This is a genomic window from Sphingopyxis macrogoltabida, from assembly GCF_001314325.1.
Lineage (GTDB): Bacteria > Pseudomonadota > Alphaproteobacteria > Sphingomonadales > Sphingomonadaceae > Sphingopyxis > Sphingopyxis macrogoltabida.
In genome coordinates this window covers 377,228-401,557 of sequence record NZ_CP009430.1, presented here as the reverse complement: position 1 = coordinate 401,557, position 24,330 = coordinate 377,228, and the positions used below count along the sequence as shown (strand labels likewise).

23 protein-coding genes and 2 pseudogenes are annotated in these 24,330 nt (G+C 61.9%); 13 read left to right on the top strand and 12 right to left on the bottom strand.

Annotation, left to right across the window (positions count from 1 at the left end; all coding sequences use genetic code 11):
• Window positions 1-108 precede the first annotated feature (108 nt).
• Together LH19_RS29125 and LH19_RS26855 are read left to right on the top strand one after the other, a co-directional pair.
• Window positions 109-417 (top strand): annotated as a pseudogene (locus tag LH19_RS29125) (zincin-like metallopeptidase domain-containing protein); the annotation flags it as partial.
• Between the two features lie 40 nt (window positions 418-457).
• Entirely contained in the window at window positions 458-1,069 is a 612-nt protein-coding gene (locus tag LH19_RS26855; RefSeq protein ID WP_054735357.1) for a DUF6927 domain-containing protein, read from the top strand.
• Here LH19_RS26855 and LH19_RS26850 read toward each other — a convergent pair.
• Window positions 1,066-1,503, bottom strand: coding sequence for a winged helix DNA-binding protein (locus tag LH19_RS26850; protein ID WP_145923693.1), 438 nt, complete (start codon window positions 1,501-1,503; stop codon window positions 1,066-1,068). The two genes, LH19_RS26855 and LH19_RS26850, sit on opposite strands and share 4 nt — an antisense overlap.
• Before the next feature lie 351 nt (window positions 1,504-1,854).
• Between LH19_RS26850 and LH19_RS26845 the strand changes: the two genes are divergently transcribed.
• The 5 genes from LH19_RS26845 to LH19_RS26820 all read left to right on the top strand — a co-directional run bounded on the left by LH19_RS26845 (window position 1,855) and on the right by LH19_RS26820 (window position 5,573).
• Complete coding sequence (locus LH19_RS26845; RefSeq protein WP_158514510.1) at window positions 1,855-2,364, top strand: sigma factor-like helix-turn-helix DNA-binding protein; 510 nt, start codon at window positions 1,855-1,857, stop codon at window positions 2,362-2,364.
• Window positions 2,365-2,393: 29 nt separating this feature from the next.
• Window positions 2,394-2,825 carry a nucleotidyltransferase domain-containing protein gene (locus LH19_RS26840; RefSeq protein WP_054735349.1) on the top strand — a complete coding sequence of 144 codons (432 nt, stop codon included), beginning with the start codon at window positions 2,394-2,396 and terminating at the stop codon, window positions 2,823-2,825.
• Window positions 2,826-2,887: 62 nt separating this feature from the next.
• Window positions 2,888-4,059 (top strand): IS3-like element ISSpma3 family transposase gene (locus LH19_RS26830; protein ID WP_145923318.1). Its coding sequence is split into 2 segments (ribosomal slippage): window positions 2,888-3,140 and window positions 3,140-4,059, totalling 1,173 coding nucleotides; the frame shifts between segments, so codons are not numbered across the junction.
• Window positions 4,060-4,068: 9 nt separating this feature from the next.
• Window positions 4,069-4,581, top strand: coding sequence for a HEPN domain-containing protein (locus LH19_RS26825; RefSeq protein WP_054735346.1), 513 nt, complete (start codon window positions 4,069-4,071; stop codon window positions 4,579-4,581).
• A gap of 86 nt (window positions 4,582-4,667) precedes the next feature.
• Window positions 4,668-5,573: a HEPN domain-containing protein gene (locus LH19_RS26820; protein WP_054724984.1), complete on the top strand. Its 906-nt coding sequence runs from the start codon at window positions 4,668-4,670 to the stop codon at window positions 5,571-5,573.
• An 18-nt stretch (window positions 5,574-5,591) separates the two neighbouring features.
• On the opposite strand, the gene LH19_RS26815 is transcribed toward LH19_RS26820, so the two are convergent.
• The 3 genes and pseudogenes from LH19_RS26815 to LH19_RS26805 form a co-directional block, all read right to left on the bottom strand.
• The gene (locus tag LH19_RS26815; protein WP_054724983.1) at window positions 5,592-6,593 is read right to left on the bottom strand and encodes a tyrosine-type recombinase/integrase; all 1,002 of its coding nucleotides are present in this window, start codon (window positions 6,591-6,593) and stop codon (window positions 5,592-5,594) included.
• 297 nt (window positions 6,594-6,890) lie between these two features.
• A pseudogene (locus LH19_RS29770) lies at window positions 6,891-7,178 on the bottom strand (tyrosine-type recombinase/integrase); the annotation flags it as partial.
• A gap of 335 nt (window positions 7,179-7,513) precedes the next feature.
• Complete coding sequence (locus tag LH19_RS26805; protein WP_158514395.1) at window positions 7,514-8,506, bottom strand: tyrosine-type recombinase/integrase; 993 nt, start codon at window positions 8,504-8,506, stop codon at window positions 7,514-7,516.
• 597 nt (window positions 8,507-9,103) lie between these two features.
• Here LH19_RS26805 and LH19_RS26800 point away from each other — a divergent pair.
• The 6 genes from LH19_RS26800 to LH19_RS26770 all read left to right on the top strand — a co-directional run bounded on the left by LH19_RS26800 (window position 9,104) and on the right by LH19_RS26770 (window position 18,805).
• The gene (locus tag LH19_RS26800) at window positions 9,104-10,477 is read left to right on the top strand and encodes an RES family NAD+ phosphorylase (RefSeq protein ID WP_054735343.1); all 1,374 of its coding nucleotides are present in this window, start codon (window positions 9,104-9,106) and stop codon (window positions 10,475-10,477) included.
• An 887-nt stretch (window positions 10,478-11,364) separates the two neighbouring features.
• On the top strand, window positions 11,365-12,579 hold the full coding sequence (locus LH19_RS26790) for an IS256-like element ISSpma2 family transposase (protein WP_006954973.1): 1,215 nt from the start codon (window positions 11,365-11,367) through the stop codon (window positions 12,577-12,579).
• Window positions 12,545-13,084, top strand: a complete 540-nt coding sequence (locus LH19_RS26785; RefSeq protein WP_082396436.1) for an RNA polymerase sigma factor — start codon at window positions 12,545-12,547, stop codon at window positions 13,082-13,084. The genes LH19_RS26790 and LH19_RS26785 overlap by 35 nt, the downstream gene beginning before the upstream one ends.
• Window positions 13,077-14,093 carry a FecR family protein gene (locus tag LH19_RS26780; RefSeq protein WP_054735334.1) on the top strand — a complete coding sequence of 339 codons (1,017 nt, stop codon included), beginning with the start codon at window positions 13,077-13,079 and terminating at the stop codon, window positions 14,091-14,093. Before LH19_RS26785 ends, LH19_RS26780 begins: the two co-directional genes overlap by 8 nt.
• A gap of 96 nt (window positions 14,094-14,189) precedes the next feature.
• Entirely contained in the window at window positions 14,190-16,739 is a 2,550-nt protein-coding gene (locus LH19_RS26775) for a TonB-dependent receptor (RefSeq protein ID WP_054735332.1), read from the top strand.
• 8 nt (window positions 16,740-16,747) lie between these two features.
• Complete coding sequence (locus tag LH19_RS26770; protein ID WP_062913038.1) at window positions 16,748-18,805, top strand: Atxe2 family lasso peptide isopeptidase; 2,058 nt, start codon at window positions 16,748-16,750, stop codon at window positions 18,803-18,805.
• Here the strand turns inward: LH19_RS26770 and LH19_RS26765 are convergent.
• The 8 genes from LH19_RS26765 to LH19_RS26735 all read right to left on the bottom strand — a co-directional run bounded on the left by LH19_RS26765 (window position 18,802) and on the right by LH19_RS26735 (window position 24,206).
• Complete coding sequence (locus LH19_RS26765; RefSeq protein ID WP_082396435.1) at window positions 18,802-20,538, bottom strand: asparagine synthase-related protein; 1,737 nt, start codon at window positions 20,536-20,538, stop codon at window positions 18,802-18,804. The two genes, LH19_RS26770 and LH19_RS26765, sit on opposite strands and share 4 nt — an antisense overlap.
• On the bottom strand, window positions 20,535-21,179 hold the full coding sequence (locus LH19_RS26760; RefSeq protein WP_054735325.1) for a lasso peptide biosynthesis B2 protein: 645 nt from the start codon (window positions 21,177-21,179) through the stop codon (window positions 20,535-20,537). Before LH19_RS26760 ends, LH19_RS26765 begins: the two co-directional genes overlap by 4 nt.
• 57 nt (window positions 21,180-21,236) lie before the next feature.
• Window positions 21,237-21,374, bottom strand: a complete 138-nt coding sequence (locus LH19_RS29120; RefSeq protein WP_167346309.1) for a hypothetical protein — start codon at window positions 21,372-21,374, stop codon at window positions 21,237-21,239.
• Window positions 21,375-21,511: 137 nt separating this feature from the next.
• Complete coding sequence (locus LH19_RS26755; RefSeq protein WP_054735322.1) at window positions 21,512-22,123, bottom strand: GntR family transcriptional regulator; 612 nt, start codon at window positions 22,121-22,123, stop codon at window positions 21,512-21,514.
• A 270-nt stretch (window positions 22,124-22,393) separates the two neighbouring features.
• Window positions 22,394-22,804 (bottom strand): MarR family transcriptional regulator, encoded by a 411-nt coding sequence (locus LH19_RS26750; RefSeq protein ID WP_062913037.1) that lies wholly within the window; start codon window positions 22,802-22,804, stop codon window positions 22,394-22,396.
• Window positions 22,792-23,277, bottom strand: a complete 486-nt coding sequence (locus LH19_RS26745; RefSeq protein ID WP_054735316.1) for a hypothetical protein — start codon at window positions 23,275-23,277, stop codon at window positions 22,792-22,794. The genes LH19_RS26750 and LH19_RS26745 overlap by 13 nt, the downstream gene beginning before the upstream one ends.
• A 31-nt stretch (window positions 23,278-23,308) precedes the next feature.
• Window positions 23,309-23,680 carry a hypothetical protein gene (locus tag LH19_RS26740; protein ID WP_145923692.1) on the bottom strand — a complete coding sequence of 124 codons (372 nt, stop codon included), beginning with the start codon at window positions 23,678-23,680 and terminating at the stop codon, window positions 23,309-23,311.
• Window positions 23,646-24,206, bottom strand: coding sequence for a helix-turn-helix domain-containing protein (locus LH19_RS26735; RefSeq protein WP_082396434.1), 561 nt, complete (start codon window positions 24,204-24,206; stop codon window positions 23,646-23,648). The genes LH19_RS26740 and LH19_RS26735 overlap by 35 nt, the downstream gene beginning before the upstream one ends.
• Between the last annotated feature and the right edge of the window lie 124 nt (window positions 24,207-24,330).

The window sequence follows — 24,330 nt, the reverse complement described above, 5'->3', positions numbered from 1 at the left end:
TATGCCGAATGGGCCAAGCGCGATCATGCCGCCAACCGCGCCTTCTCGCCACGATGCGGCATAATTTGGGTTACGGCATTATGGCCGTTATGCCGATATCGGCATAAGTCGCACTGGTCAGGGCACGCAAAGAGGCTCTCCCGTACATTCGGCAAGCGTTTCGGCGACGCTGCATACGCCTTCGAGGAGCTCGTCGCCGAGATTGGCGCCGGCCTCTGCTGTTCGCAGCTCGGGCTCCCCAACATCCTCCACGACAGCCACGCCAGCTACGTCGGCCATTGGCTCGGTATCCTGCGCGGCGACAAGACCGCGATCATTCACGCCGCCGCCAAGGCCGAACAGGCCTTCACATATCTGACGGCGTTCAGCCCCGACACGCCAATGAGCGCGGATGCCTCGGCCGAACGAGCGGCCTGAAGCGCACCTGATCTTCAACTTTGCAACAAAGGAGATTGCCATGGGATGGCTCTTCATGCCCCGCGGATCGATGGGTGGCCACGCTACGGCCAAAGCCTATCTCGACAATCAGTTCACCTATGAGCGTGCGGAGGACGACGGTTCGTCCCGAGGCGTTAAGGTGCTCGCATCAAGCTGCCCGGGAAACCGCGTCTATTATGCCGCCACGCAGGTCATGACCAACGGACAGGGCGGCGAGATATTTGCCATCGTGTGCCTCGTCCGTTGGAATCCCCGCGCAAAAGACGGCTATATTTTTGGCTATAAGGACATGGAGGAATCCATGGGCCCCTGCGAGACGGACTGCCCCGCGAGCATTCTCGATTTGCTGACGCCGACCGACAAGGAATATGCCCTTGACTGGCGTGCGCGCTGTCGCGCCAATCTGGAGCGCCGAGCACGAAGGCTCGCAGACGGCGATCGGATTCGGCTCCCCGAGCCCATGAAGTTCAGCGATGGCAATGTCCTGCAGGAGTTCATCATCGCAAAACGCGGGCGGCGGGTGATCCTGCGCGACCCTCAGACAGGCGGGCACTATCGGATCAGCCGCCTTATGGATCGGCCGTGGACGATCGTTCCGACGACCAAGGTTCTCAAGACGCTGTTCGGTTAGGGGGCAATGGTGCCATCCGGAACACCTCTCTGCCTATCAGTCAGGATTCCCCGGATTTCTTCGACGACTTCGGCCATCTGGCGATAGGTGTCCTCCGTAAGTCGAACGAGTGTCCTCCGCCCATCGCGCGGGTCGGCCTCGGTTTCCAGATGACCCTGGTCGACGAGGCGCGCGATCGTCCGGAGCGTGGTCGCCTTTGGAGCCGAAATCGACGTGTAGAGATCCGATAGCGACAGGCGGCCATCGTGCGCCTGCGAGACGAACAGATCGAGCAGCATCACCCAAGTCGCATCCGCGAAGCTGACATCGCTCAATATTCCGTCGCGGGCGTGATTTGCTGCAAGCAGCGCTTTGGCGAACGCCTTCGTGTCCGAGGATTTGAGACGAGGGTGAGAACCCTCCGTCTCGAACTGGCGGGCGCCGGCGGGCTTCATCCGTACCGGGCCCACGACCCGCGCTCAGCAGACGCGAGAGGGCAGGGCGATGCTTCGAACAAACGACCTCCAACCCTGACGGCCACCATTTTTGCCCCCTCCAGAAATCTATCGGCCTTGGCCGATCTGCGGCCGATCAAAATGCCTCAGAATTGCCTGAACTTGCACGGGATATTTGGTCCAAAAAGGTAGTCCCCACGCTTCGGGTCCGCGCGCTTGGCTGCCCGTGGGCGGTGTCCCGCCACTCGCGGCCGGTGGATCGAGAAAAGGGGGAGGGGAGCGGTCGAGGGATGCGGTGGCGGAAGGCCCCCGGCGTCCCGACCTTCCGCAAAGGACACCCCCATGGACCTATTGATCACGCGCGCACTCCTCCTGCAGATTAGCGATCGGCTGTCCGCCGACGATGAGTTTTTTGCTTGGCTCCGCGGCCGTGCCCGCCGCCGCGCGCTTGCTCTGAGCCTTCGGCATATCCTTGAGGAGCACTGCCGCACCGCGGCGACGCCCGATCTGATTGCTGCGACACGGCGCTACTGGCAGGAAGACCCTGGCGTCCATATCGACGATGATGCGCGGCAGCAGATCGACCGCGACGGCATCTGGCTGAGCGGTTGGCTCCGGGCCCGCACGGGTGTGACTGCCTTCGATCGTATCGATCCCGCGCGCCTCGCCGCTGCTATCGCCGGGCTGCCGTCGATCGCCCGCCAGGTCTTCCTCCTCCACTCGCGCGAAGATCTCGACTATGGCCGGATCGCTGCACGGCTCGGGATGTCGGCGGCCGATGTACAGGACGAACTTGCGTCCGCGCTTCTCTCGCTCGACGCGGCGCTGCAAGACGACGACGACGGCAAACCCATTGCCTAGCGCCCAACCCTCATGCAGGTAGCAGCGTCATGCGTTCCGACATTTCCCATCTTCCCCCGAAAAATCAGCGCGAACTCGAACAGATCGTGCGTGCGATCTTCGAGGAGTTCGAAGAAGCGCACAAGCTTGCCATCGGTGATCGCAAGGCCGGCCGGATCCTGAAGGTCATTCTCTATGGATCGATTGCGCGCGGCGAAGGCATCTATGAGCCCCAGACCGCCAAGGGATATGTGTCGGACTATGATATCCTCGTCATCGTCAATCAGGACGAGCTCGCCGAACCGGAACATTGGACCAAGCTCGAAGACCGGTTCAGCCGCGACCATGTCATCCTCGGCCGCCTGCGCCATCCGGTCAGCCTGATCGTTCATACCCTCCAGCAGGTGAACAACAATCTCGCCGACGGCCGGTTCTTCTTTCTTGACGTTGTCAAGGACGGTGTCGTCCTCTACCAGTCCTGACGTGACCCCCTGATTTTCCTCCAACAGTGATTAGAGTCCGGCCTTGAAGGAAGGACGGACAGATGAAGCGTTTGAGGTTTTCGGAAGAGCAGATCATCGGGGTATTGAAGGAAGCGGAGGCGGGCGCGAAGACCGGCGAGCTGGCGCGGCGACACGGGGTGTCGGAAGCAACGATCTACAACTGGAAGGCCAAGTATGGCGGCCTGGAGGTGTCCGAGGCGAAGCGGCTGCGCTCGCTCGAGGACGAGAACGCGAAGCTGAAGCGGCTGCTTGCGGACTCGATGCTCGACAATGCGGCGCTGAAGGATCTTCTCACAAAAAAATGGTGACGCCCGCCGTTCAGCGGGAAGCGGTCGCCCATCTCCAGGCTTGCCATGGGATGAGCGAGCGGCGGGCGTGCCGTGTCACAGGGGCCGATCGGAAGAGCATGCGCTACCGGTCGCAGCGTGGTGACGATGCCGAGGTTCGGGAGAAGCTGCGCGAGCTGGCGCAGCAGCGTCGCCGGTTCGGTTATCGACGCCTGCATATCCTGCTGCGCCGGGAGGGCGTGATGATCAACAGGAAGAAGACTCAGCGCCTGTATCGGGAGGAAGGACTGATGGTCCGACGAAGACGTAACCGGCGCCGGGCGATCGGTGCTCGGGCGCCCGCACCGGTGCTGGCGCTACCGAACCAGCGGTGGAGCCTCGACTTCGTGCATGATCAGATGGCGTCAGGCCGGCGGTTCCGGGTGCTCAACATCGTCGACGACGTGACGCGGGAGTGCCTGCGCGCGGTGCCCGACACGTCGATCTCCGGGCGCCGGGTCGTGCGCGAGCTCAGCGATCTGATCGAGGAACGCGGCAGGCCGGGGATGATCGTCAGCGACAACGGGACCGAGCTGACATCGAACGCGGTGCTCGCATGGTGCGGTGAGGTCGGCGTCGAGTGGCATTATATCGCACCCGGCAAGCCGATGCAGAACGGCTATGTCGAGAGCTTCAATGGCCGGATGCGTGATGAGCTTCTGAACGAGACGCTGTTCCTCGACCTCGACCATGCCCGCACAGTGATCGCGGCCTGGGCCGAAGATTACAACCAGTCGCGGCCGCACTCGGCACTTGGATATGAGACACCGGCGGCGTTCGCCGCCGAACTGCATAAGCAATGGCCTGCGCAGCTACGCCCTTCGGGCTCCGCTGCGCAGGCCATTGCTTACACCGCGCTCATGCGCAACAAAGCTGCTGGGCTCTAATCCCGGCTGGTGGAAACCAGGGGGTCACGTCAGTCCGACGACAGCGAACTCGCGACGCCAAAGCCGAAGCGCCCCGCCGATGCGTTGAAGCTTGCGCGCGAATATTATGAAGAATGGTTCCCCAGCGCTGGCGCCTTCTACAAAATGTTTGAGTTGGCCCTTGCCGAAGGTACGAGCCAAGTTTTCCTCAAAAACGCCGCCTTCCAGCTCCACCAAACGACCGAGCGGCTCTATCACACTCTGTTGCTGACGTGCACGTTCTACACATCGCACAGCCACAACATCGAGAACCTCCGCAAACAAGGGCGGAGGCTGGATCCGCGCCTCGTCTACGTCTGGCCGGACGATACGAAAGAAGCGCGCCGACGGTTCAGTCTGCTGAAAGAGGCCTATGTGAAGGCACGCTATTCGAAATTATGCCGAGTTCGGCATAACTTTGATTATGCCGAGCGCCACACTATGCCGAGCGGGCGCGGTAGGTCCCGGCTTTCCAGCAACTTTGCGGTGATCGGCTCGGCATAGTTTTACGCATCCGATCTGGGGCAATCGATGCCGATCGGCCGCAATGAGGTCTTGCCACCGGGCGTGAAGATGGCGAGACTCCGGGGATGAAGAACGATGTCGATCATCTTCCGCCGGCGCAGCAGGAAGAACTGGCGCTAGCAACGCGGATTTTGATGGACGAATTTGCCGTCGCGATCTCGCGCGCGACGCAGCCGTGGAAGAAGAACGGCAAGGTCCGGAAGGTCATCCTCTTCGGCAGCTATGCGCGCGGCGACTGGGTCGATGAGCCCGAGAACGGGTATCAGTCTGATTATGATCTGCTGATCATCGTCAGCCACGCTGACCTCGCCGATATCGCGGAATATTGGTATGTCGCCGAGGACAAGATCCTGCGTGATGCGGCGATTGCACGGCCCGTGAACATTATCGTCCACACGCTCGAAGAGGTGAATCGGGGGCTCACTCGCGGCGAGTATTTTTGGGTCGACATCGCGCAGGACGGTGTCGCTCTCTACGAGTTGCACGGCACGGCGCTCGCCACGCCGCAGCCGCTGACCGCGGCGGATGCCTATGAAATGGCGAGCGGCTATTTTGCGGACTGGTTGGCCAAGGTCGACACGGCGCTTGAGGGGGCCGATTTTTATATCGGCAAAGGACACAAGAACGACGCCGCCTTCACGCTGCATCAGGCTGCCGAGCGGGCGTACACCTGCTTCCTTCTGGTGCGCAGCCAATATGTTCCGCGTTCGCATAATCTGAAGTTTTTGCGTTCGCTCGCCGAGGACCGGGAGACGCGGCTCGTCGAGGCCTGGCCGAGGGCAACGAAGGTCGATCGCCGGCGCTTCGAACTGGCGAAACGCGCTTATGTCGAGGCGCGCTACTCGGCTGCGTACGATATCGGCAGCGATGATCTGCAGGCGATCAGGGCGGCGGTGGCCATGCTGCGCGACACGGTTGAGACGGTGTCGCGCGAATGGCTCGATGGGCTCCGGCAGAAGGCCGACCTCTGATCGCTGCGGCGGTCCGAGCTACAGCGCGTCGAGAAAGGCCAGCAGTCGATCTTCCGGTTCGAACCGCCCGGGTCGCTTCATATTATGCGGCTGGAGCTTGGCGAGCGCGGCGGTCTTGAGTGCGATATGAGCATGGAGATAGGCCTGCGTCGTCAGGATCGACTCATGTCCGAGCCACAGCGCGATCACCGACAGGTCGACACCCGCCTGGAGCAGTTCCATCGCGGCGGTGTGCCGAAGGACATGCGGCGATACCCGCTTGTGTCGCAGCGATGGGCAATGCGCGCGCGCCGTCCGGACGTGCTTGGCGAGCAGATACTGGATGGCGTCGGGGCTGAGGCGGCCACCGTGGATGTTGGGGAACAGCGCCGATGCCCCGCCGCGTGGCGACTCCTTCAGCCAGTTCTGCATCGCAGCGCGGACCTTGCCTGCGAGCGGCGTGCGCCGTTCTTTGCGGCCCTTGCCGACGCATCGGACATGCGCGCCGGTGCCGAGCATGATGTCGCTGCGATCAAGGCTGGCGATCTCCGAAAGGCGCAGGCCCGTCTGGATCGCGAAGAGCAGCAGCATATGATCGCGGCGGCCGAGCCAGCATGTTCGATCGGGCGCGGCGAGGACCGCGTCGATCTCCGGGCGCGACAGGAAATGGACCTCGCGCTTCTCGGTGAGCTTGCCGGGGATCGCGAGAATGCGCTGAATCTGCCCGCTGCTTGCCGGTTCCTCGAAAGCGAGAAAACGGAAGAACGCCCGTATCGCCGTCAGCCGGAGGTTGCGGGTCTTGGCTCCGATCGCGCGGCCCGCTTCGAGATCGTCGAGGAAGGCGATGATGAAGGGGGCATCGAGATCGGCGAGATCGAGGTGCGAAGGCGGCTTCCCGAGCCTGCGCTGTGCAAAGCGCAACAGCAGCCGGAACGTGTCGCGGTAGGATGCGACGGTGTGCGGGCTGACACCGCGCTGATGCATGAGGCGCTGAGCGAAATACCGCTCGATCAGTGGCGCAATGGACGGGGACCGGGTCATGACGCCTGCTCCCATCGGGCATCGAGCCGCCGCGCGGCATGCTCCATCAGCTCGGGACAGGCCGACAGATACCAATATGTGCAACTGGTATGGCTGTGCCCTAGATAGGTCGACAGGATGGGCAATCGCTGCTCGACGTCGTCGCCGGCACGGTACCAGCGCAGCAGGGTGGCGACCGCATAGCTGTGGCGCAGGTCGTGAATGCGCGGGCCGCGATATGCATCGCCGGGACGGCGCAAAGCCGATCTGGCGAGCGACCGTACGAAATATCAGATGGATCGCGCTATGATTTAACGCGCGACCTTGTTCCCCGACGAAGAATGTCGGGCTGATCGGCGTGAAGCAGACTGCATCGCGGCGCTTGGCGTAATCGGTGAGCACGGCAACCGTGGTCGAATGGATCGGAACGAGGCGGGACTTGCCGAACTTGGTATCGCGGATAGTCAGAAGGCCAGCGCCGAGATCGACATCGTCATGCTTGAGCCTGAGCGCTTCACCGATCCGTAATCCAGTGACCGCAAGCAGGCCGAAAATGCAGTAATAGGTCCAGCGATGCAGGCCCTTCGCCGAGCGAACCGTCAGCATCGCATTGAGCAGGCTGCCGATCTCCTGGTCGGTATAGATATAGGGCGTTCGGCGCTGCCTTGCCGCGAGGATGTCCGTCGGCGGAATCTGGGTGCGCGGCTCGGTGCTCGACAAATGCCTGGCAAAGGCGCGGACGGCCGACAGGCGTCCCGGCCAGGTTGGCGGCCTTGCCTCCTTGGTGGCCCAGTCGAGGGCAAGCTTGGTGGTGATAATCGCCGCACCCTGTTGCTCCATGTCGGCGACGAAACGCGAGAGCAGCAGAGCCTGGCATCGCAGCTTGTATCCGAACCCGCGGCGCATGGTGATGTAGCGCTCGAGCGCGTCGCGTAGCGGGCTCATTGCACGCCTCCCGGCCATGGCTGGCTCAGGGTACGCAGGCTTGCCAGATCCACCTTCGCGTAGATGCGCGTGGTATCGTGATCTTTATGCCGCAGCACCTGGCTGATCTGGGTCAGAGCGGCGCCCGAACGCAGAAGTTCGGTTGCAAGGCTGTGGCGGAATATATGCGAACCGCGATGGGCGATATCGCTGATCCCCGCCCGCCGGAGCGCTCTCCCGGCAATATCCCTGATGCCGCTCGTCGGCGGGAATCCCGAATGCGGCGGGTAGGCCTTCAGGAAGAGCTGGCGTCTATCGGATACCGGGCGACCGCTCTGAAGATATGCGGCGATGGCGGCGCCAACATCGGGAGGCAGCGGCATGATCGCCTGTTGCCGTCCCTTGCCCTGAATGCGGAACTGCCCAGCGCGCCAGTCGATGTCATCGAGCGTGAGGGTCGCCACTTCTTGTGCCCGCAGTCCAAGCCGGGAGAGCAATAGCAGGATCGCATAATCGCGGCGCCCTGAAGCGGTGTTCTGGTCACAGTGCTGGAGCACCTGCTCAAGCTGCGCGGCCGAAAGATAGGTCGGCAGCGCTGTAAAGCGCCACTTTTTTACCGAGGGGACGCAGGCCGCAAGATCGTTCGCGATCAAGCCTTCGACCTGAAGATATCGCAGGAACGATCGGAGCCGTGAGCACATCGCCACCGCCGTCGCCGCACTGGCGTCGCGGGCACGCCGTTCGACATATCCGAGGACGTCGGCCGTTGTCAGTTGAGCGAAATCGCCAGGCCCGGTAATCGACATGTCGCGCAAAAAGGGGCGCGTGAACTTGACATAGGCCGCGCACGACCTCGCGTTGAGACCGTGCCGATGATCGAGATACGCGCGGAAGCGCTCGAGTATCTGATCGGTGGGGCTGGACGGAAGCGGTAACGCCGGAGCGACAATCTTCGCCTCGCGGAGGACCTCCACAAATCTACCGATCGCCGCCGGGTCGCCGCCCCGCAAACGGCAACCCCGATCCCCATCCTCAAAAAAGCGAGCGGCGAGCTGTTCGTTGATGTTGCGGCGATCGAAATGGCGCTCGGTCAGCCACCGGATGAAACCGTTGACGATCCTGACCGAATATCTTGCCGTGACCGTGCTGTAGCCGTCGTTGCGAAGCCGGTCCGAATACAGGTCGATGCAGTCCCTGAATGGCCCCGCCCGCAAATCGCGGATCGTCCAGCTTCCGTTCAAAAAATCATTTAGCGTCATAGCTTCCTCCTCTGCGATGGGTGCAGGGAGGAGCGTAAAACTATGCCGAGCCGATCACCGCAAAGTTGCTGGAAAGCCGGGACCTACCGCGCCCGCTCGGCATAGTGTGGCGCTCGGCATAATCCAAGCACTACCGGATCGAAGCCGACGATCTAGCGTGGCTCGGGGAACGTGTCCGAGAGTTGAGCGCGATCGTGCAGGAGGTTTGTGCCGAGCATCTGGCCGCGCTCGCGAAAGCGGTTGACGACGACCGCGCGAGACTGGACGCGCCGCCGCCGTGATGCGCCTCGGCAGCAGCTATCCCGCTTGTTATCGGCGGCTTCGCGATCGAAATTGCCGCATCGCACGATGATGACCCATCCCGTTTGTCTCGAATGCATCGGCAATGTTCACTTGCGCACCCGGCTGGCGTCCGATGCCCGGAACGCGACCTGCGCCGAATGCGGCGAAATGCGCGCGTCGGTCCCGTTCGTGCTGCTTGCCGAGCGAATTGACGAAGCTTTCCGTCCCAACTTCGAGCTCACGCCCTACGACCAAAGCCCCGGGGCCGCCGCCATCTTCGCCGACATCGCGGGTATAGGTTCCGACTTGGCCTTCCGCATCGAAGAACACCTTAGCGAAATTTACGGCGAGGACTCAGAAGGCAATCCCTACGATTATTCGACAGGTTTCAAGCGCTGCCGCACGCCCCAATTCTGGCAGGAAGAGCGGTGGGAGCGGTTTTGCAACACCCTGCGCAAGACCGCGCGGCATATCAACGCGGAAGCCATCGCCTGGCTCGACGATGTCTTTGCGGACATCGGCAATCATCGCACTAGGAACGCCGAATCAGTGATCAGGCGCGTCCTTCCCGGAGAACCGGGAAGCCACTTCTATCGCGCCCGTGTCGCGTCGAACGAAGACGAACTGCGCCGCATCTTGAGCCAGCCCGTCCTCCAGATCGGTCCGTTGCCGCCGGGCATCGGGCAGGGCGGCCGCCTCAATGCCGCCGGCATCCCGGGCTTCTATGGCGCGATCGACGAGGCGACCTGTGTCGCCGAAATCCGGCCGCCGGTCGGCGCGCAGGTCGTCGTAAGCCGCTTCGAAGTTCTGCGGCCCTTGCAACTGCTCGACTTCAGCGCGCTCGAAAATCTCGTGCCCGAGGCAAATCCCTTTGATCCCGAGTTCGAGGTGAAGCGCGACCGCGCACATTTCCTGCGTTCGCTCGGCGAACAAATTTCGCGTCCGGTCATGCCCGGCGCCGAGATGCTCGGATACGTCCCGACGCAGGTGGTTGCGGAATATCTCGAGCACCGCCTGGCGCCCCCGATCGACGGCATTCTTTATCATTCGACGCAGCGCGGCCTGACCGGTGGCAACGTCATGCTCTTCAATCGGTCGGCCCGCGTCGAGCCCTTCCCGCATCACACCCATTACATCGATCTCGACATACGAACCATCGACGTCGACGCAGATGACTACGACGACAGCATCCGTCTCGACGTGCAGGAGATCGATGCGATCCCGCTACCCGATCCGCTGGCTCCTCTGAACGGTTCCGTCCCTCAGATAGCGGCGCCCCTTCCGGATACTTTCGTCCAACCCGACATCGATGATGACCGACCCCTCAGCTTGCGTCTGATGCCAGAGGACATCGCTGTCCATGAGATCCGGGCCGTAGCCTACGAGCTTTATGCGCGGCAGGTCGTGACCTCCACGCCTTGGCCGCGTCCGCACGAATAGTACCGGCGTGGTGTTGTTGAGCGAACCGCGCTCCATCGATCGGTGATGTCCGAAGGCAAATTCGCTGGAACTGAGGCTAAATTGTAGCCCCAATCCGGTCCGCTCGAATAAGTCAAAACACGTCACGCGCGCAATATATGCCCGCCCCTCCACGCAAATATCGCGGGAGAACAGCATTGATTACCTCGGCGCTGAACGGCTCCGTTTCTCGCCTGCTGCCGGATAGACCAAAATCTCAGAAAGTCCTCCCGTTCCAACGGCGCGAACTCCCGATGTTGATTGTTGGCGATCATAAATGTTCGACAATCATACTATTTACGGGCGCGAGTGAGTTTCGTCCGGTCGTAGTAGAGCGACCGATCTATCGAGACCCGGAGCAAGACAAGCACCCGACGCCGCTGGCCTTGGACTTGCGCGGAGCGAGGCAGGTGTGCATAACATCTATCCAGCGGCCCTGCATCGCGGAGCCGCACGATCCAAATACGATCGACTGTCCATGGTCGGCCGTCACATTCTGCGCCTCAATGCCCAAGCGGGCAGGAACGCGCATGCATTGCTGAGCGGCGTTGTCCATGGTTCTCATTTCTTTTCACTCCAAGATCGATGGGCGATCGCTTGCGCGCGAGGCGAAGAGATGAGCGACGCGCCGCGTGACGGCGCCCTCTCGCCGGAAGCCACCGAACGCTGGCTGGACCGCCTGTTTCGATCGGAGGCACCGCGCCTGGCCCGCGTTAGCGTCCGCGCTCGTGGTGTAATTTCCGGTGTAGGCGATGGTGTATTCCGGGGTGGGGCATGCCCCACCCCGGAATGCGGCGTCGCTGGTGGCCACCGGGTTCATCGTTATGGTGGAGTTTGCACACTTCAACCGTGACGAAGAGGAGTTCCCGATGACCGAGGACAGATTACTGATCGAAGAGCTTGCTGCGAAGGGCGGCCAACCGGATTTTTTGCGCACCATCGCCGAGAACGTGCTGCAGCTGATCATGGAGGCCGACGTTGATGGCCTGATCGGCGCGGGTCGCCACGAACGCAGCAGCGAGCGCGCGACCTGGCGCAACGGCTATCGCGACCGTTCGCTGGATACCCGGGTAGGCACGCTGAACCTGAAAATCCCCAAGCTGCGTGCTGGGTCCTACTTTCCGGGCTTCCTTGAGCCCCGCAAGATGGTCGAGAAAGCGCTGGTTGCGGTGATCCAGGAAGCGTGGATCGGCGGGGTCAGCACCCGGCGGGTCGATGAACTCGTCCAGGCCATGGGCATGACCGGCATCTCCAAGTCCACCGTCTCCAAGCTTTGCAAGGACATTGACGAGCGCGTCCATGCCTTTCTGAAACGCCCGCTCACCGGCGAATGGCCGTATCTCTGGCTCGATGCCACCTATCTCAAGGTACGCGAAGGCGGGCGGATCATCAGCGTTGCCGCAATAATCGCCATGGCCGTCAACACCGAGGGCCGGCGCGAGATCGTCGGCCTGCATATCGGCCCCTCGGAAGCGGAGGTCTTCTGGTCCGACTTCCTGAAGGACCTTGTTCGGCGCGGTCTTACCGGCGTGAAGCTGGTCATCTCCGATGCTCACGAGGGCCTCAAGGGCGCGATCACCCGCGTCATGGGCGCCACCTGGCAGCGCTGCCGGGTGCACTTCATGCGCAATGCCCTGTCCTATGTGCCCAAGGGCCAGAACACTGTCGTCGCCGCCGCGATCCGCCAGGTCTTCCTGCAGCCCGATCAGAAAAGCGCAACGCAGGTCTGGCGACAGGTCGCCGACCAGTTGCGCACCCGTTGGCCCAAGCTCGGCGCCTGCATGGACGAGGCCGAAACCGACGTGCTCGCCTACACCGGCTTTCCCACCCAGCACCGCACGAAGTTACACTCAACCAATCCGCTCGAGCGGCTCAACAAGGAGGTCAAGCGCCGCGCCGACGTCGTCGGAATCTTCCCGAACGAAGACAGCATCATCCGCCTCGTCGGGGCTGTGCTGATGGAGCAGAACGACGAGTGGCAGCTCCAGCACCGATACATGCAGATCGAAGGCATGGCCGAACTCAACCAACCCATGATCGAGGAGGAAAATCAGCCCCTACACATCACCGCCAAAGCCGCCTGACGATGGCCCACGGCCACAGCCGAAATTACACCACCTTGACGGACGCGACCTGGCCCGCTACCTCCGGAGTGCTGTCAACAATCAAGATGAGGTGCATGACCTTGTTCAGGAGACGTTCGTCAAACTCGTCGCGTCCCCGCCACCCGCGCGGCCGCAGACCCCCCAAGCCTATTTGCTGGGGGTCGCCAGACATGTTCTGTGGCGTCGCAGGAACCGGGCGCCGCTTTGGGCCAAGGCCGTACATGTTCCGATCGACGAGGCAAATGACCTCGCGGTGGCCCCGGAGCAGGAATGGATGATCGACGCTGCGGACTTCATGCGCCGGTATGAGACGGCGCTGGCCGAGCTCCCGGAGCTTACGCGAGAGGTGTTCCGGCTGAGCCGCCAGGAAGACCTCACCTATTCACAGATATCAGAGAGGCTGGGCATCACAGTCCGCGCAGTCGAACTTCAGATGCTGAAGGCCATCAGGTATCTCGATCACAGGGTGAACTCCGATGATTGAACAACGTCGCAACCCTTTTCAAAACAATCAGCTCCATCGCGAGGCGACCGAGTGGTTCGTCAAAATGCGCGGGGACGAAGCCGAAAGCCACCGCCCGGATTTCGAGCGGTGGCTCGCACGCGGCGCCCTCCATCGCACCGCCTATAATCGCATCGCCAATCTATATTCGGCCGGAAAACGAGTGGATTGGGACAATCTTCCGCCCGCGCGACCGGTCCGCGGCGCGGCCAAGCGCCTCTGGATGACGGGGATCGGCGCCGCCGCGATCGTGGGGTTCGTCGCCTGGCGCACTGTCGCCGTCCCAATGCTGCCGAACGATAGCGGTATCCATTCAGCGTCAATCGAGGCGACCCGAAACCTCGGTGCGGTCCAGTATGCTACACGCCTCGGCGAAATCCGTACGGTCAAGCTTCAGGACGGCTCGACGCTGATCATCGACACCGACACGCTTGTGACCGTCGACTTTAGCGAGACCATTCGGCGTCTAAGGCTCGAACACGGCCGCGCCCGCTTCGAGGTCGCACATGAGGCCCGACCATTCATCGTCGACGCCGGCGAGGTGGCGGTGCTCGCACGCGGCACGGTCTTCGACATAGCTTATGTCAACGGGCAGGAGGTCCAGGTCCACCTGATCAGAGGGGCGGTCGACGTCATGCGCCGAGGCGGTGCGCGCGGGGCGGAGGCAACTCGACTCAATCCGGGGGAGGGGCTGCTTTATGATGGTGGCGCGACGCCCCGGCTCTCACCGCCGCAGGCTGAGCCCGCCGATGAATGGCCAACCGGTATGGTCGAGTTCCGGAAGGCGCCGCTGTCGGACGTCATCGCCCAGATGAACCGCTACGCGGTTACGAAGGTCAGGCTGGCCGATCCGACGCTCGGCACGATCGAGGTCTCGGGCGTGTTTCGGATCGACGATCCAGAAGCGCTTTCCGTGAACCTCGCGCAGCTGCTTGGATTGGAGATCCAACGCGCGTCGGGAGAGATAATTCTCACGCGCAGGATGAAATAATCTCGCTTCCAACGTGGATGTCAAAATCCAAAGCGTCCTTACCATGTTCGAGCGGGATTTCGTCCGCTCCAGATTGATAAAGTGGGGGGAAAATCCATGACATTTCGCACCGGTGTGGCGAGCGCGCTGCTCGCCACAGCAGCCATTCTCGCGCCTGCTGCGCCCGTCGCCGCTCAAGTCGCCGCGACCGCCAACTACGACCTTCCGGCGCAGGATCTGGAAACGTCGCTGCGCGCGGTGGCAAGGTCATCTGGTCACCAGATCATCATCGCGTCCTCTGCCGTGGAGGGGCGCACTGCGCCAGCACTGAAGGGACAGTATTCATTCGAGCAAGCAGTACGCGCGCTTCTCGCTGGAACGGACATTCCGATCCAGATCACGCAGAGCGCCATTCTGATCGGGGATTCGGGATCTGCGGTGGCTGCCCCAGCCGACAACCAGGTCAGCGACGAAGATGCAATCACCGTTACGGGCTCGCGTATCAAGGGCGGAAGGCTGGCCTCCCCTCAAATCACAATCAACCGTGAAGGAATAACCCGCGCCGGCTTCGGGGATATGGGAGAAGCCCTGCGGGCCCTGCCGCAGAATTTCGGCGGCGGACAAAATCCAGGTGTAGGCCGTGGCGCCGTCGCGGGCGGCCTCACCAACCAAAATGTGACAGGCGGCTCGGCGGTCAATCTGCGCGGAATCGGCGCAGACGCGACATTGACGTTGCTCAACGGTCACCGCTTGGCGTTCGGCGGGCTCGCCCAAGGCATCGATATCTCCGCTATCCCTATTGATGCGATCGAGCGCGTCGACATCGTGCCGGACGGCGCCTCCGCGCTCTATGGCTCGGACGCCGTCGCTGGCGTCGTGAACGTCATTCTCCGGCGCTCGTTCGACGGCCTTTCGCTGCGGACCCGGCTCGGTTCGTCGACCGACGGTGGCGGCTTCTCGCAGCAGTATCAGGCCGCCTTTGGCCAGCAGTGGCAAGGAGGTGGCTTACTTGCCGCCTATGGCTATCGGCGGGACGCAAGAATCGACGCAGCCGATCGAGACTATACGACCTATCTCGGGGAGCCTTTTCCGCTGATCCCCGGACAGTCAAATCATTCGCTCACTCTCAGCGCGAACCAGACGATCGCGGGCGGCGGCGAGTTCAGCATTGACGCCAATTATAACAAGCGCAAATTCTCGGTGAACCGCTTGGCCGCCGGCGTTCTGCAACGATCGAACACCGATGACGAGACTTTCGCGGTCGCGCCGAGCCTTTTGCTTCCCGTCGGCCCCGCCTGGCGTCTTTCGATAACGGGCGTTTACGGCGAAACGCGGACGAATAATTTCACTGCCGGTTTCTCGGGAAATACGCAGCTCTATGCAAGTGGCCTTTGCTACTGTCACCGGATCTACGGTGCCGAAGGCTATTTCGAGGGCCCGGTCTTCGCCATTTCGGGCGGCACTGTCCGTGCGGTCGTCGGCGGTGGTTTTCGAAGCAATCGCTATCAGGCGATCGGCGTGACGTCGAGGAATGGTGGGAGCGAACAGGATCGCTTTCTGTTCGGCGAGATTTCGGTCCCCTTGGTCTCCGGGCTCAACGACGCGCCGTGGCTTCACGCTCTCACCCTCTCCGCCGCTGCGCGATACGATAGCTACAAACTCGCGGGAGACGTCCTTACTCCGCGCTTGGGGCTCGTCTACAGCCCGAGCGCTGCTGTCGATTTCAAGGCATCCTGGGGCCGATCTTTCAAAGCGCCGAGGCTCAGCGATCAGTTCGAGAGGGCAGGGGGTATTTTGTTCCCGCCAAGCTTCTTTCTCGGGTCCAATGCTCCGCCGGGATCAACCGCGCTTATCCTCGCAGGCGGATCGCGCGATTTGCGGCCCGAGCGCGCCACGACCCAGTCCTGGTCGGTTGATATACATCCCGAGAGCGTTCCGGGCCTTTCGGTCGAGCTTTCCTATTTCCGGATCAATTATAGGGACCGCGTTCTGGCCCCGATCGGAAATTATTCCGACAGCCTGAATGCTATCTATTCGGATGTGGTCATCCTGAATCCCACGCTCGATCAGGTCAACGCGGCGATCGCAGGCACCGATTTCTTCCAGAATGCAACGGGTGGGGCCTTCGATCCGGCCAATGTCGCCTATCTGGTCAACAATTATGTCCGAAACGTTGCGTCGCAGAAGATCAAAGGCGTCGACGTCACCTTGAGTTACAGCACGCCAATGGCAGGTGGGCAGCTCGCGGCGTCAGTCGGCGGAAGCTGGATCGAGAGCCGTCAAAAGAACAGTCAGAGCACGAACTATTTCGATCTGGCAGGCACCGCCTGGAATGCGCCGCACCTACGTTTTCGTGGCAACATCGGATGGAGCGGTTCTGGCTTCGACCTGTTCGCATACTCAAATCTCATCGGCGGTGTGGAAGATCGTCGCAGGCTTCCCTACCGCGATGGGAAATCCATGCTGACCTTTGATCTATCGGCAAGCTACACGCTCGCGAGCAACAATCCCTGGTTGGACGGTCTCAAAGCCCAGCTGACCGTCAGCAACCTCTTCAATCGGAGACCACCCTATCTGCAGCCTGCGGCGTTCGCAGAACCCTATGACTCGACCAACTATTCTCCGGTTGGCCGTTTCATCGCTCTTTCGCTGTCGCACAGGCTTTGATCTGCGCCATGAAACAGTTGAGCCGCGCGTGGACCCAGCTGGCGTTGTGCCTGCTCGCCAGTATTTCCGTGGCAACGGATCGAGTTGGCGCGACGCCGGTCCAGGCAGATACGCCTTTGATCTGCCGCGGCATCGTCCCCATCCCCCGCGCGGCTTCCGAAAAACGCGCGGTCCGCCCCGACGATCTTATAGGGCTTCGAGATTTCGGTTCGAGCGCGGTCTCCGAAACATTCGCGCCCGGCTTTGCTATGTCGCCGGATGGCACCAAGCTGGCTGTCCAGCTTCGGAGGGCCGATCCAGCGGCAAATGATTATTGCCAAGCGGTGCTCCTGTTCGACCTGAATTCTCCAACCGCGCCGCCGGTGCTGTTGGACGCGGGAGGAGAATATATTCGGGAAGTGTTGGACGTTTATGGTTTGAAACGCTTCCCGAGGGGGATGGCGGCCGCGCTGACGCCAAAATGGTCGTATGACGCTGGCTGGCTCGCTTTCCTGCGCCGGGAGCAAGGCGAAACGCGGCTGTACGTTCTATCGCCGGCGACTGGCCAGTCACGGAGCTTCTCCAAGGCCGGGGCCGATGTGAGGGATTTTACCTGGAATCCCCGCGAGGCCATTCTATCGGTGGATTTCGTTTCCCATGGTTCTCCCGAGCAGGAACGCTTCAGGGCCGAAGGGCTCTCGGGCTATCGGTATGATGCCCGTTTTTGGATGCTGGCGACGACCGAGCCTTTCGAAGAGCAGGCGCTCGAGATCGAAAGATATCGGGTCGATCTATCCGACGGCTTGCATTGGCAAGATGCGCCCCTAAAAAGGCTGCCCGCGGACGCGGCGGGCGCTGTCACGGCAAGCGATGAGGCAGAGATTGTTACCGATCCGTTGCCGGTCGGCGCCTATCGTTCGCGCGTGCGCGCGACGGTCAAAGGCAAGCCTGTCCCTTGCGAGGAAGAAGCATGCACCGATGTAAGCGCCGCATGGATGGAGGCCGCGTCCCACCGTGTCGTCTATCTACGCCGCCAAGGCTATGCAGGCGCTGCCACGGGAATCTATGTATGGCAACCGGGAGTAAGGCCACCGAGACAAATTGCTGAGACGGAAGACGCGTTCACAGGCTGCCAACTCGCGGCGCAGTTGATCTGCGGACGCGAGACGTCCCTACGTCCCCGCGACGTCATCGAGATAGATCTTGAATCGGGCGAGACCCGCCCGCTTGCCAACCTCAATCCCGAATGGGACGCGTTAATGCCAGGTCCGGTCACCCGCCTTCGCTGGGTCAATCGGTTTGGGCTGGAGGGCATAGGCGACCTCGTCCTGCCCCCTGGCGCGCAGTCGCGCGCGCCGCTGCCGCTGGTGATCGTCCAATATAACACGCGTGGCTTCTTACGGGGCGGCGTAGGAGACGAGTATCCGATCCAAGCGATTGGGGCCGAGGGCTTCGCCGTCCTTAGTATCAGCCGCCCGCTCGACTATGGAGTGGCAATGGCGCGCGCCAGAAAATTGGTGTCACCGGAAAAGATTGTCGAACTGCGCCTCGACCGGGCCAGCGCGCATGACTCGCTGCTCCAAGGCATTGCCGAAGCGAAGCGTGTCGCTGCTATCGACGGTAACCGCATCGCAATCACTGGCCTAAGCGACGGTGCGTCTTCGGCGACATATGCGCTCATCAATTCGCGGGTCTTTTCCCTGGCCCTGCTGAGTACATGCTGCGAGGATCCACAGATCACGATGACATCGATCGGTCCACGCTACGAGCAATGGATGAATGATCGGGGCTATTATCTTCCACCGGGGAAAGACCAGCGCGGCTGGAAGCGCACAAGCGTGGCGATGAATGCCTCGAAAATCTGTGCGCGGATCGTCATTCAGACAGCCGACCGTGAGGCACGCATGGCGCTGGCCTCTTTCGCCGCGCTGAAGCAAGCCGGGGTTGTCGTCGATATGTTCGTCTTCCCCGACGAGTATCACAATAAATGGCAGCCGGCCCACCGCGACGCCGTATATCGGCGATCGATCGCGGAGCTGAAGCGTTGGGCAACGGAGCCGATGCCGAAATGCGGGGCGCGTCGCTAAGCGTTGCACCAAGTCTCAATATCGTGCAGCCGCATGAGCCGATACAGGCTTTCGATCCGGTAGGACCCATCATTTTCGAGTTCGCGCCCGATAGCGTCAGCGTCGATGAAGCCCTGCCGCGCAAGCTGGCCATCCAGCAGTTTTGCGCGGATATGGCCCCGCTTTTTACACATGATATCGCGTTGCAATTGGCCAAGGCCACCTTTCGATATTCGCCAGATCGCCATCGTGGGGAGTTCGCCTTCCATCGCCAATCTCGCGATCAATCGGTTCCTTCCTCCGCCGAGCCAAAGCCAACTCGGTATCCGCAAGCAAGCCTCGACGAGCGGCTGCGACAGTAACGGAAAGATGCCCTTCATGCGGTCCGAGCGAGCAAATCCGTTGATGCTCGATAGCGAGCGGTAAATGCCGTGCACCTGCTCAACCTTGCCAGGCAATGGACGCAGCCGAGGGGGTGGGAGGGGCGACGCGCCTTGCTTCACCTCCAGTGCATCGCTCACAAATTCCCGGTTCGCGGTCATTCTGTCCGCCGGACTTCCCCGCCAGAGCTTCTTGCCGGATTTCGATATGACGTCCCATACATTGCACTGCGCGCTGCGTGCTACTTCAAATGCCATCCGCGCCGCACCCGGGGCGCGGCCGCGAGACCGCAATGCGTCGACAACGGGCGCCGAGCTCTGAAGATGGCAAAAGACAGAGTCTCCGCCGCCGCCATTGAGGAAGGTGGTGGCGCCGATGTCTGAGGCGATCTTATAGGCGCTATGATCCAGCGCCTGGACAAAGGCCCGCGCATAGGGGCGAGGGAGATGGCCGCGGGCGCATCGGTCCAAATCGATATCCCCAGCCTTTGGCATTCCTTCCTTAAGCGCGAGTCCTAGATGATCGGCGACGCCTCGTGCGAAATGCCGTTCGTCGCCCTCGGTCCCAGAGTCGAACAAGTTTATGCCCGTGGCCTTCATGCCCGCCGCGCCGCATGCCGCGGCGACGATAGATGAGTCGAGGCCGCCCGAAAGATCGATGGCGTAATGCGTGCCGGGTGTCTTGCGCGCGGCGACACAGCGGTGAATCTCCTGCCTCACAAGTTCGATCGCCTCCCGAGACTCCCAGATCGAGACGTCCGCTTCGGTAAAGCGCCACGGATCCCAAATTGCTTCAACGGAAACCGCACCGGGCGGCCAACGCCCGCACTCGCCCGACCGGATTTCACCTATTCCGTCGATGCAGGTTTTGCCGCAGCTTACGTCGTCCCAGAGAATGGCGTGCGCGATCATATCCCAGTTCAGACTTCGATGGCTTCCAGCTATGCCGAGCAGCAAAGCGGCGTCGGACGCCATCAGCAGGCATTCATCCCAAGGCATGTAATAGAGATTGAGACTACCGCAGGGCGAATGCAGAAACCGCAAATCCCCATCACCTCCAAAATATATGGCGACATAATCTCCCCACATGTCCATCGACGCCCGGCCATCTCCAACAATGCGCGCCGCCTCACTGGCGGTATGCTGGCTGTCACATGTCTGGGTTGGGGTCAGCCGGCGAAAGGCGTCTCCGATCAAGGCACCTCCACTGGCGCCGAGAGCATTTACTTTGATATCGCCCGATGTCAGGACGACCAGCCCATCGGCCACGACAGAAGGCGTAAGACCTAGGGATCGAGCTCGTTCGACACCCCGTTCGAGCCGGTCTTTATGGGCGGTCGATGGAATCGCGATCGCGGCGAAGCCCCGGGTCATTCGATCACCCGGAGCGCAGTAAATAGGCCTGTTTGTTCGATTGTATCGTTCAGCACCACTTGGCCTTGCTGCAACCAGCAATGAGCCCGAAAAGGATTTAATCGCGCGGCGAAAACCAGCGCCGACGCGTGTCCATGCTGGGCGAGCAATCGGTGCAGCGCGAGGGACCGCACAAGGCAAGCCCGCGATCCCGACAGGACCCGGTCCACCATCTCGGAGGCAGCAACGATTTGGCCCGGGGTCGTGCCCGGCGATAATCGGGCGGCGCTGTCATTCGCGGCTTCCACCCGACGGAGAAGCGTTTCGAAACTCTCGGTTGTCAGGCGGCATCGGGTCAGAAGAAGCGATGCCAATGCCGAGCCGACAAGTCGGAGGGGTGCGTCTTCAAAACGACTCATCGCTGAAAGCTCGATGCTCGGCTTTTCGATCAGGCGCCCGCCGCGTAGGCGCTCGTCGCCGTCGCTGTCCTGCCATCCCCAATCGCCGATCTGCTTCAGGATCATTGGCGGAACGGCGGCGTAGTCACCCGACTTCAGCGCGCCGGCAATGTCGGACCCCATCGCCGTATAGCGATTGCGCCTGACGTCCAGAAAGATCGTGCGCCCGTCAATGTCGCAGCTCGAGACCCACGATGGTAGCATGCGCGCTCCTCGCAAGAGGGGGCTGGCGGACAGACCGTCCGCCAGCCCGGACGGGCATCAATCGACGATGATCCCGAGCGGGGCCCGCGGATCGGGCGAGTCGGGGAAAGCGCCGAGAGGGCCGCCGTGGGTTTCGTCGGTGACCGCACCGAGATCGATCAGCTCGTCGTCGCGATAGTCGAGTTCCTTTTTCATGGTAGGTTCCTTTCACATCCAGCTGCTGGGTCGCAGCATCGAAAGGATCACCGCGCGGCGGCATATATCCAAACATATATGGTCCCGCTTCTGACCTATATATCCGATGCTTAGGTCCAATATGGATAACGCCGGCTTTACGCGTGCCTCGATGGTGGGATCGCGCCCACGATTTCAGGCAGATGGCGAAGCCGGCGCTTGTGGTACGCGATGAGAGAGCGCCGCACCGATGGTCGCTCATCGCGCCTGATTTGGCCAAGCAGCGCCGCGAACTCGCGTTGCAAACCGCTTAATCTGCTCTCTTCGGCCCGTCGAACCCGACGCATCTGATCATTGAGACTCTGCACGCGCACCAGGAAATATGGGTTGCCGGTCCGCGCCGCGAGAAACTCGAACAATCGCTCGATCGCAGGCGCTCGATTGGTTGCGTCGCGCTCGTCGAATGCGAGGGGCGACGAGGCGCCCACCTGGCACGCCGCCGCGTCGAGAATGGTGCACTGCGCGATCGCATAGAGATGCCGGACCGCCGTTTCGTCCAGTGCCGGAACCTCGAACCCGCCTCGCACGGGCATGATGAGAAGGCCCTCGCCGACGAGCCGCAGCATAGCTTCGCGCACAGGCGTCGCGCCGGCCTGATAACGCTCGACAAGATGAGGGATCCGCACGCGGCCTGGCGGTAACTCCCCCTCGACAAGATCCAGCTTGAGGGCCGCATAGGCCCGTTCACTCAGTCCATGGTCCGCGCCCATGTCCGATACCCCTTATTGGGGAACCCGTCAGGCTGCTGGCCTGCCAGGCCTGCGCGAAATCCCGTCAGACGGTGACCGAACCCCGAGGGCACCCACCGCCGCGGCCAGTTTGCCGCAGCGCCGAGCATCGGTCATTCGCGCGCGGTTGCAATGACATTTGGTCTCATATTGCGACCATATATGCTCCGCAGCGGGTGGCAGGGCAGGGTGAATTTCCCGAGGCCGCGGTGCAGCGCCGGGCGGCATCGGGACGAACACATCTCCCCGACTTCACCCTGTTTGGAGGAGTGGAGGCTTGATTTCGCGCCGGTAGCCAGCTTCGCCGAGCACGCGAGCCATCTCCCGCAACATGTCTTCCATCGACGCCTTGCCCTCGGGGGTCAGTTCCAGCCCGAGCATCCGCTTGTCCTTCAAATGGCTGTAGCGGACGGCGAGGCCGCGCGACGTGAGCTTCTCGATATAGCGAAGCCCGGTTGTCTGCGGCACGTCGGCGGCAACGCAGGCATTGGTAACAGTCGTGAGCTGGCCACGCTGCGAGGCGACATAAAGGTCCAGCATCATATCCCAGATCGGATCGGCGAAGAGGTCACTTGCCGCGGCCATGTATTTTTGGCGTGCGCGGCGTAGCCGGTATACCGCCTGGCAGAGCCGGGCGAGGCCTTCGGCGTCTAGCTCGTCCATTGTCTTTCTCCGGGACGCGCTTGGGCGCGGTGGCGCTCAAGGGTCCATCCAAACTCTGGTCCGCCAAGGCGCTTGCGGCGATCGTGCCGCAGCGTGCCGATCGCAAGTATCGCGATCATCGGATAAGAGATCTTGCCCACGATCCACCAATAGGCGACGGGCAGGATCCCTGGGCTATAGGCGCTGGCACCATGGGCGGCGACTGCCACCAGCTGGAATGCCGCAAGCCACATCGGCCAAAACCGGTCGGCAAAATTTGCGAGCAGACACAACGCCACAAACAGACCGAAATCCACGAGGAGCAATTCCCACTGCGTTCCCCTGAACGACGGTCCGTGCGAGCCCACCCATAAAGTCGCGAGCATCGCGCCGAACATTGCGGCCGCCCCGAGCTTCTCCGGGGCGCCGCCCCGCCACTGGGCATAGCCAGCAGCGAGGGTGAGCAATCCAATAAAGACCGCAATGACAATCATGAGGTTGCAAGGAGCCCTTCCGCCCTTGCTGTCATGCGGCAAGGCCGATCGGGGTCGCTTCGCGCGCGGCCGGCCGCTTGATCACATCGCCGAAAGCTTCCGGATCGATGCCGAGCTTCTGCGCCATGACCTCGAGCTGACGATGGCCTTCGGCCATATAGCCGATGGCACCGCTCACGGAGAGTTGAGCGTTGCTGATCGCCGAGAGGATCTGGTGCCCGGCGACGGGCGAGAGATTTTCATGCGACTGCGCGGCTACCACCGCGCTCGCGAGGCGCCCGCCTTCCGAGAAGAGCCGCTGCAACAGATTTTCGTAGCCGAATAACGCGTCCGTCAGCTCCGCCACATGGGCGTCCGGTGCGGCGACGTCATCGGAGGATCCTTGAAAGGACTTCGAGGCCAACTGCGAGCATCCCGAAGCCGACGGCGAGCGCGATCCCGAGCTGGGCGATCCAGAAGAAGCGGAGGAATGGACTGAGGTCATTGAACGGGACTCCCTTGGTTCGAAACGGAAGCGACTGCAGCCATGTGAGAGGCCTGGCTTCCGACGACCCGGATGTCCTGTCAGGTCGGCTTTCGACTACCCCCGTATTTTCCAACTCGAATTTCCGAGGGGTGCCTGCCGCCGCCTCAAAAGCGTGCAGCAGCTCAGCAGCATGCCGGCGGTTGCGCGCCTGCAATGTCGAGATCGCCTCGGTGATATAGGTGTCGACCGTGCCAACGCCGAGGCCGAGCTCTGTCGCGATCTCCTTCGACGTCTTACGCCGATAGACCCGGCGCAGGCACTCCCGTTGCCGCGGGCTCAAACGCTCAAACAGGTCCTCGGCGCGCGAAGAGTCACCTTTACTAGACTCCATCGCCGGACGTGCTGCCAACAAAATTCCGTCCGACAACTCTTCCCAACGACCCGTCCCCTTCGCCGATTCCATGATGGCAAGCCCGCCGGGCTTACAGACCCGTTTTAGCGCGCGTTGCTCATTGCGACGACGACTCTAACGGCAATAGAGGTAGCACTAAACCCCGCTGACAGAAATCTGTAACAATCTTACTCCT

Excerpts from the sequence above, each read along its gene's own strand:
- LH19_RS26735 (WP_082396434.1), bottom strand. The coding sequence starts at position 24,206 with ATGGAATCGGCGAAGGGGACGGGTCGTTGGGAAGAGTTGTCGGACGGA.
- LH19_RS26850 (WP_145923693.1), bottom strand. The coding sequence starts at position 1,503 with ATGAAGCCCGCCGGCGCCCGCCAGTTCGAGACGGAGGGTTCTCACCCT.
- LH19_RS26855 (WP_054735357.1), top strand. The coding sequence starts at position 458 with ATGGGATGGCTCTTCATGCCCCGCGGATCGATGGGTGGCCACGCTACG.
- LH19_RS26745 (WP_054735316.1), bottom strand. The coding sequence starts at position 23,277 with ATGATTGTCATTGCGGTCTTTATTGGATTGCTCACCCTCGCTGCTGGC.
- LH19_RS26750 (WP_062913037.1), bottom strand. The coding sequence starts at position 22,804 with ATGGACGAGCTAGACGCCGAAGGCCTCGCCCGGCTCTGCCAGGCGGTA.
- LH19_RS26775 (WP_054735332.1), top strand. The coding sequence starts at position 14,190 with ATGACATTTCGCACCGGTGTGGCGAGCGCGCTGCTCGCCACAGCAGCC.
- LH19_RS26790 (WP_006954973.1), top strand. The coding sequence starts at position 11,365 with ATGACCGAGGACAGATTACTGATCGAAGAGCTTGCTGCGAAGGGCGGC.
- LH19_RS26820 (WP_054724984.1), top strand. The coding sequence starts at position 4,668 with ATGAAGAACGATGTCGATCATCTTCCGCCGGCGCAGCAGGAAGAACTG.
- LH19_RS26765 (WP_082396435.1), bottom strand. The coding sequence starts at position 20,538 with ATGACCCGGGGCTTCGCCGCGATCGCGATTCCATCGACCGCCCATAAA.
- LH19_RS26755 (WP_054735322.1), bottom strand. The coding sequence starts at position 22,123 with ATGGGCGCGGACCATGGACTGAGTGAACGGGCCTATGCGGCCCTCAAG.
- LH19_RS26760 (WP_054735325.1), bottom strand. The coding sequence starts at position 21,179 with ATGCTACCATCGTGGGTCTCGAGCTGCGACATTGACGGGCGCACGATC.
- LH19_RS29120 (WP_167346309.1), bottom strand. The coding sequence starts at position 21,374 with ATGAAAAAGGAACTCGACTATCGCGACGACGAGCTGATCGATCTCGGT.
- LH19_RS26780 (WP_054735334.1), top strand. The coding sequence starts at position 13,077 with ATGATTGAACAACGTCGCAACCCTTTTCAAAACAATCAGCTCCATCGC.
- LH19_RS26770 (WP_062913038.1), top strand. The coding sequence starts at position 16,748 with ATGAAACAGTTGAGCCGCGCGTGGACCCAGCTGGCGTTGTGCCTGCTC.
- LH19_RS26800 (WP_054735343.1), top strand. The coding sequence starts at position 9,104 with ATGATGACCCATCCCGTTTGTCTCGAATGCATCGGCAATGTTCACTTG.
- LH19_RS26840 (WP_054735349.1), top strand. The coding sequence starts at position 2,394 with ATGCGTTCCGACATTTCCCATCTTCCCCCGAAAAATCAGCGCGAACTC.
- LH19_RS26815 (WP_054724983.1), bottom strand. The coding sequence starts at position 6,593 with ATGACCCGGTCCCCGTCCATTGCGCCACTGATCGAGCGGTATTTCGCT.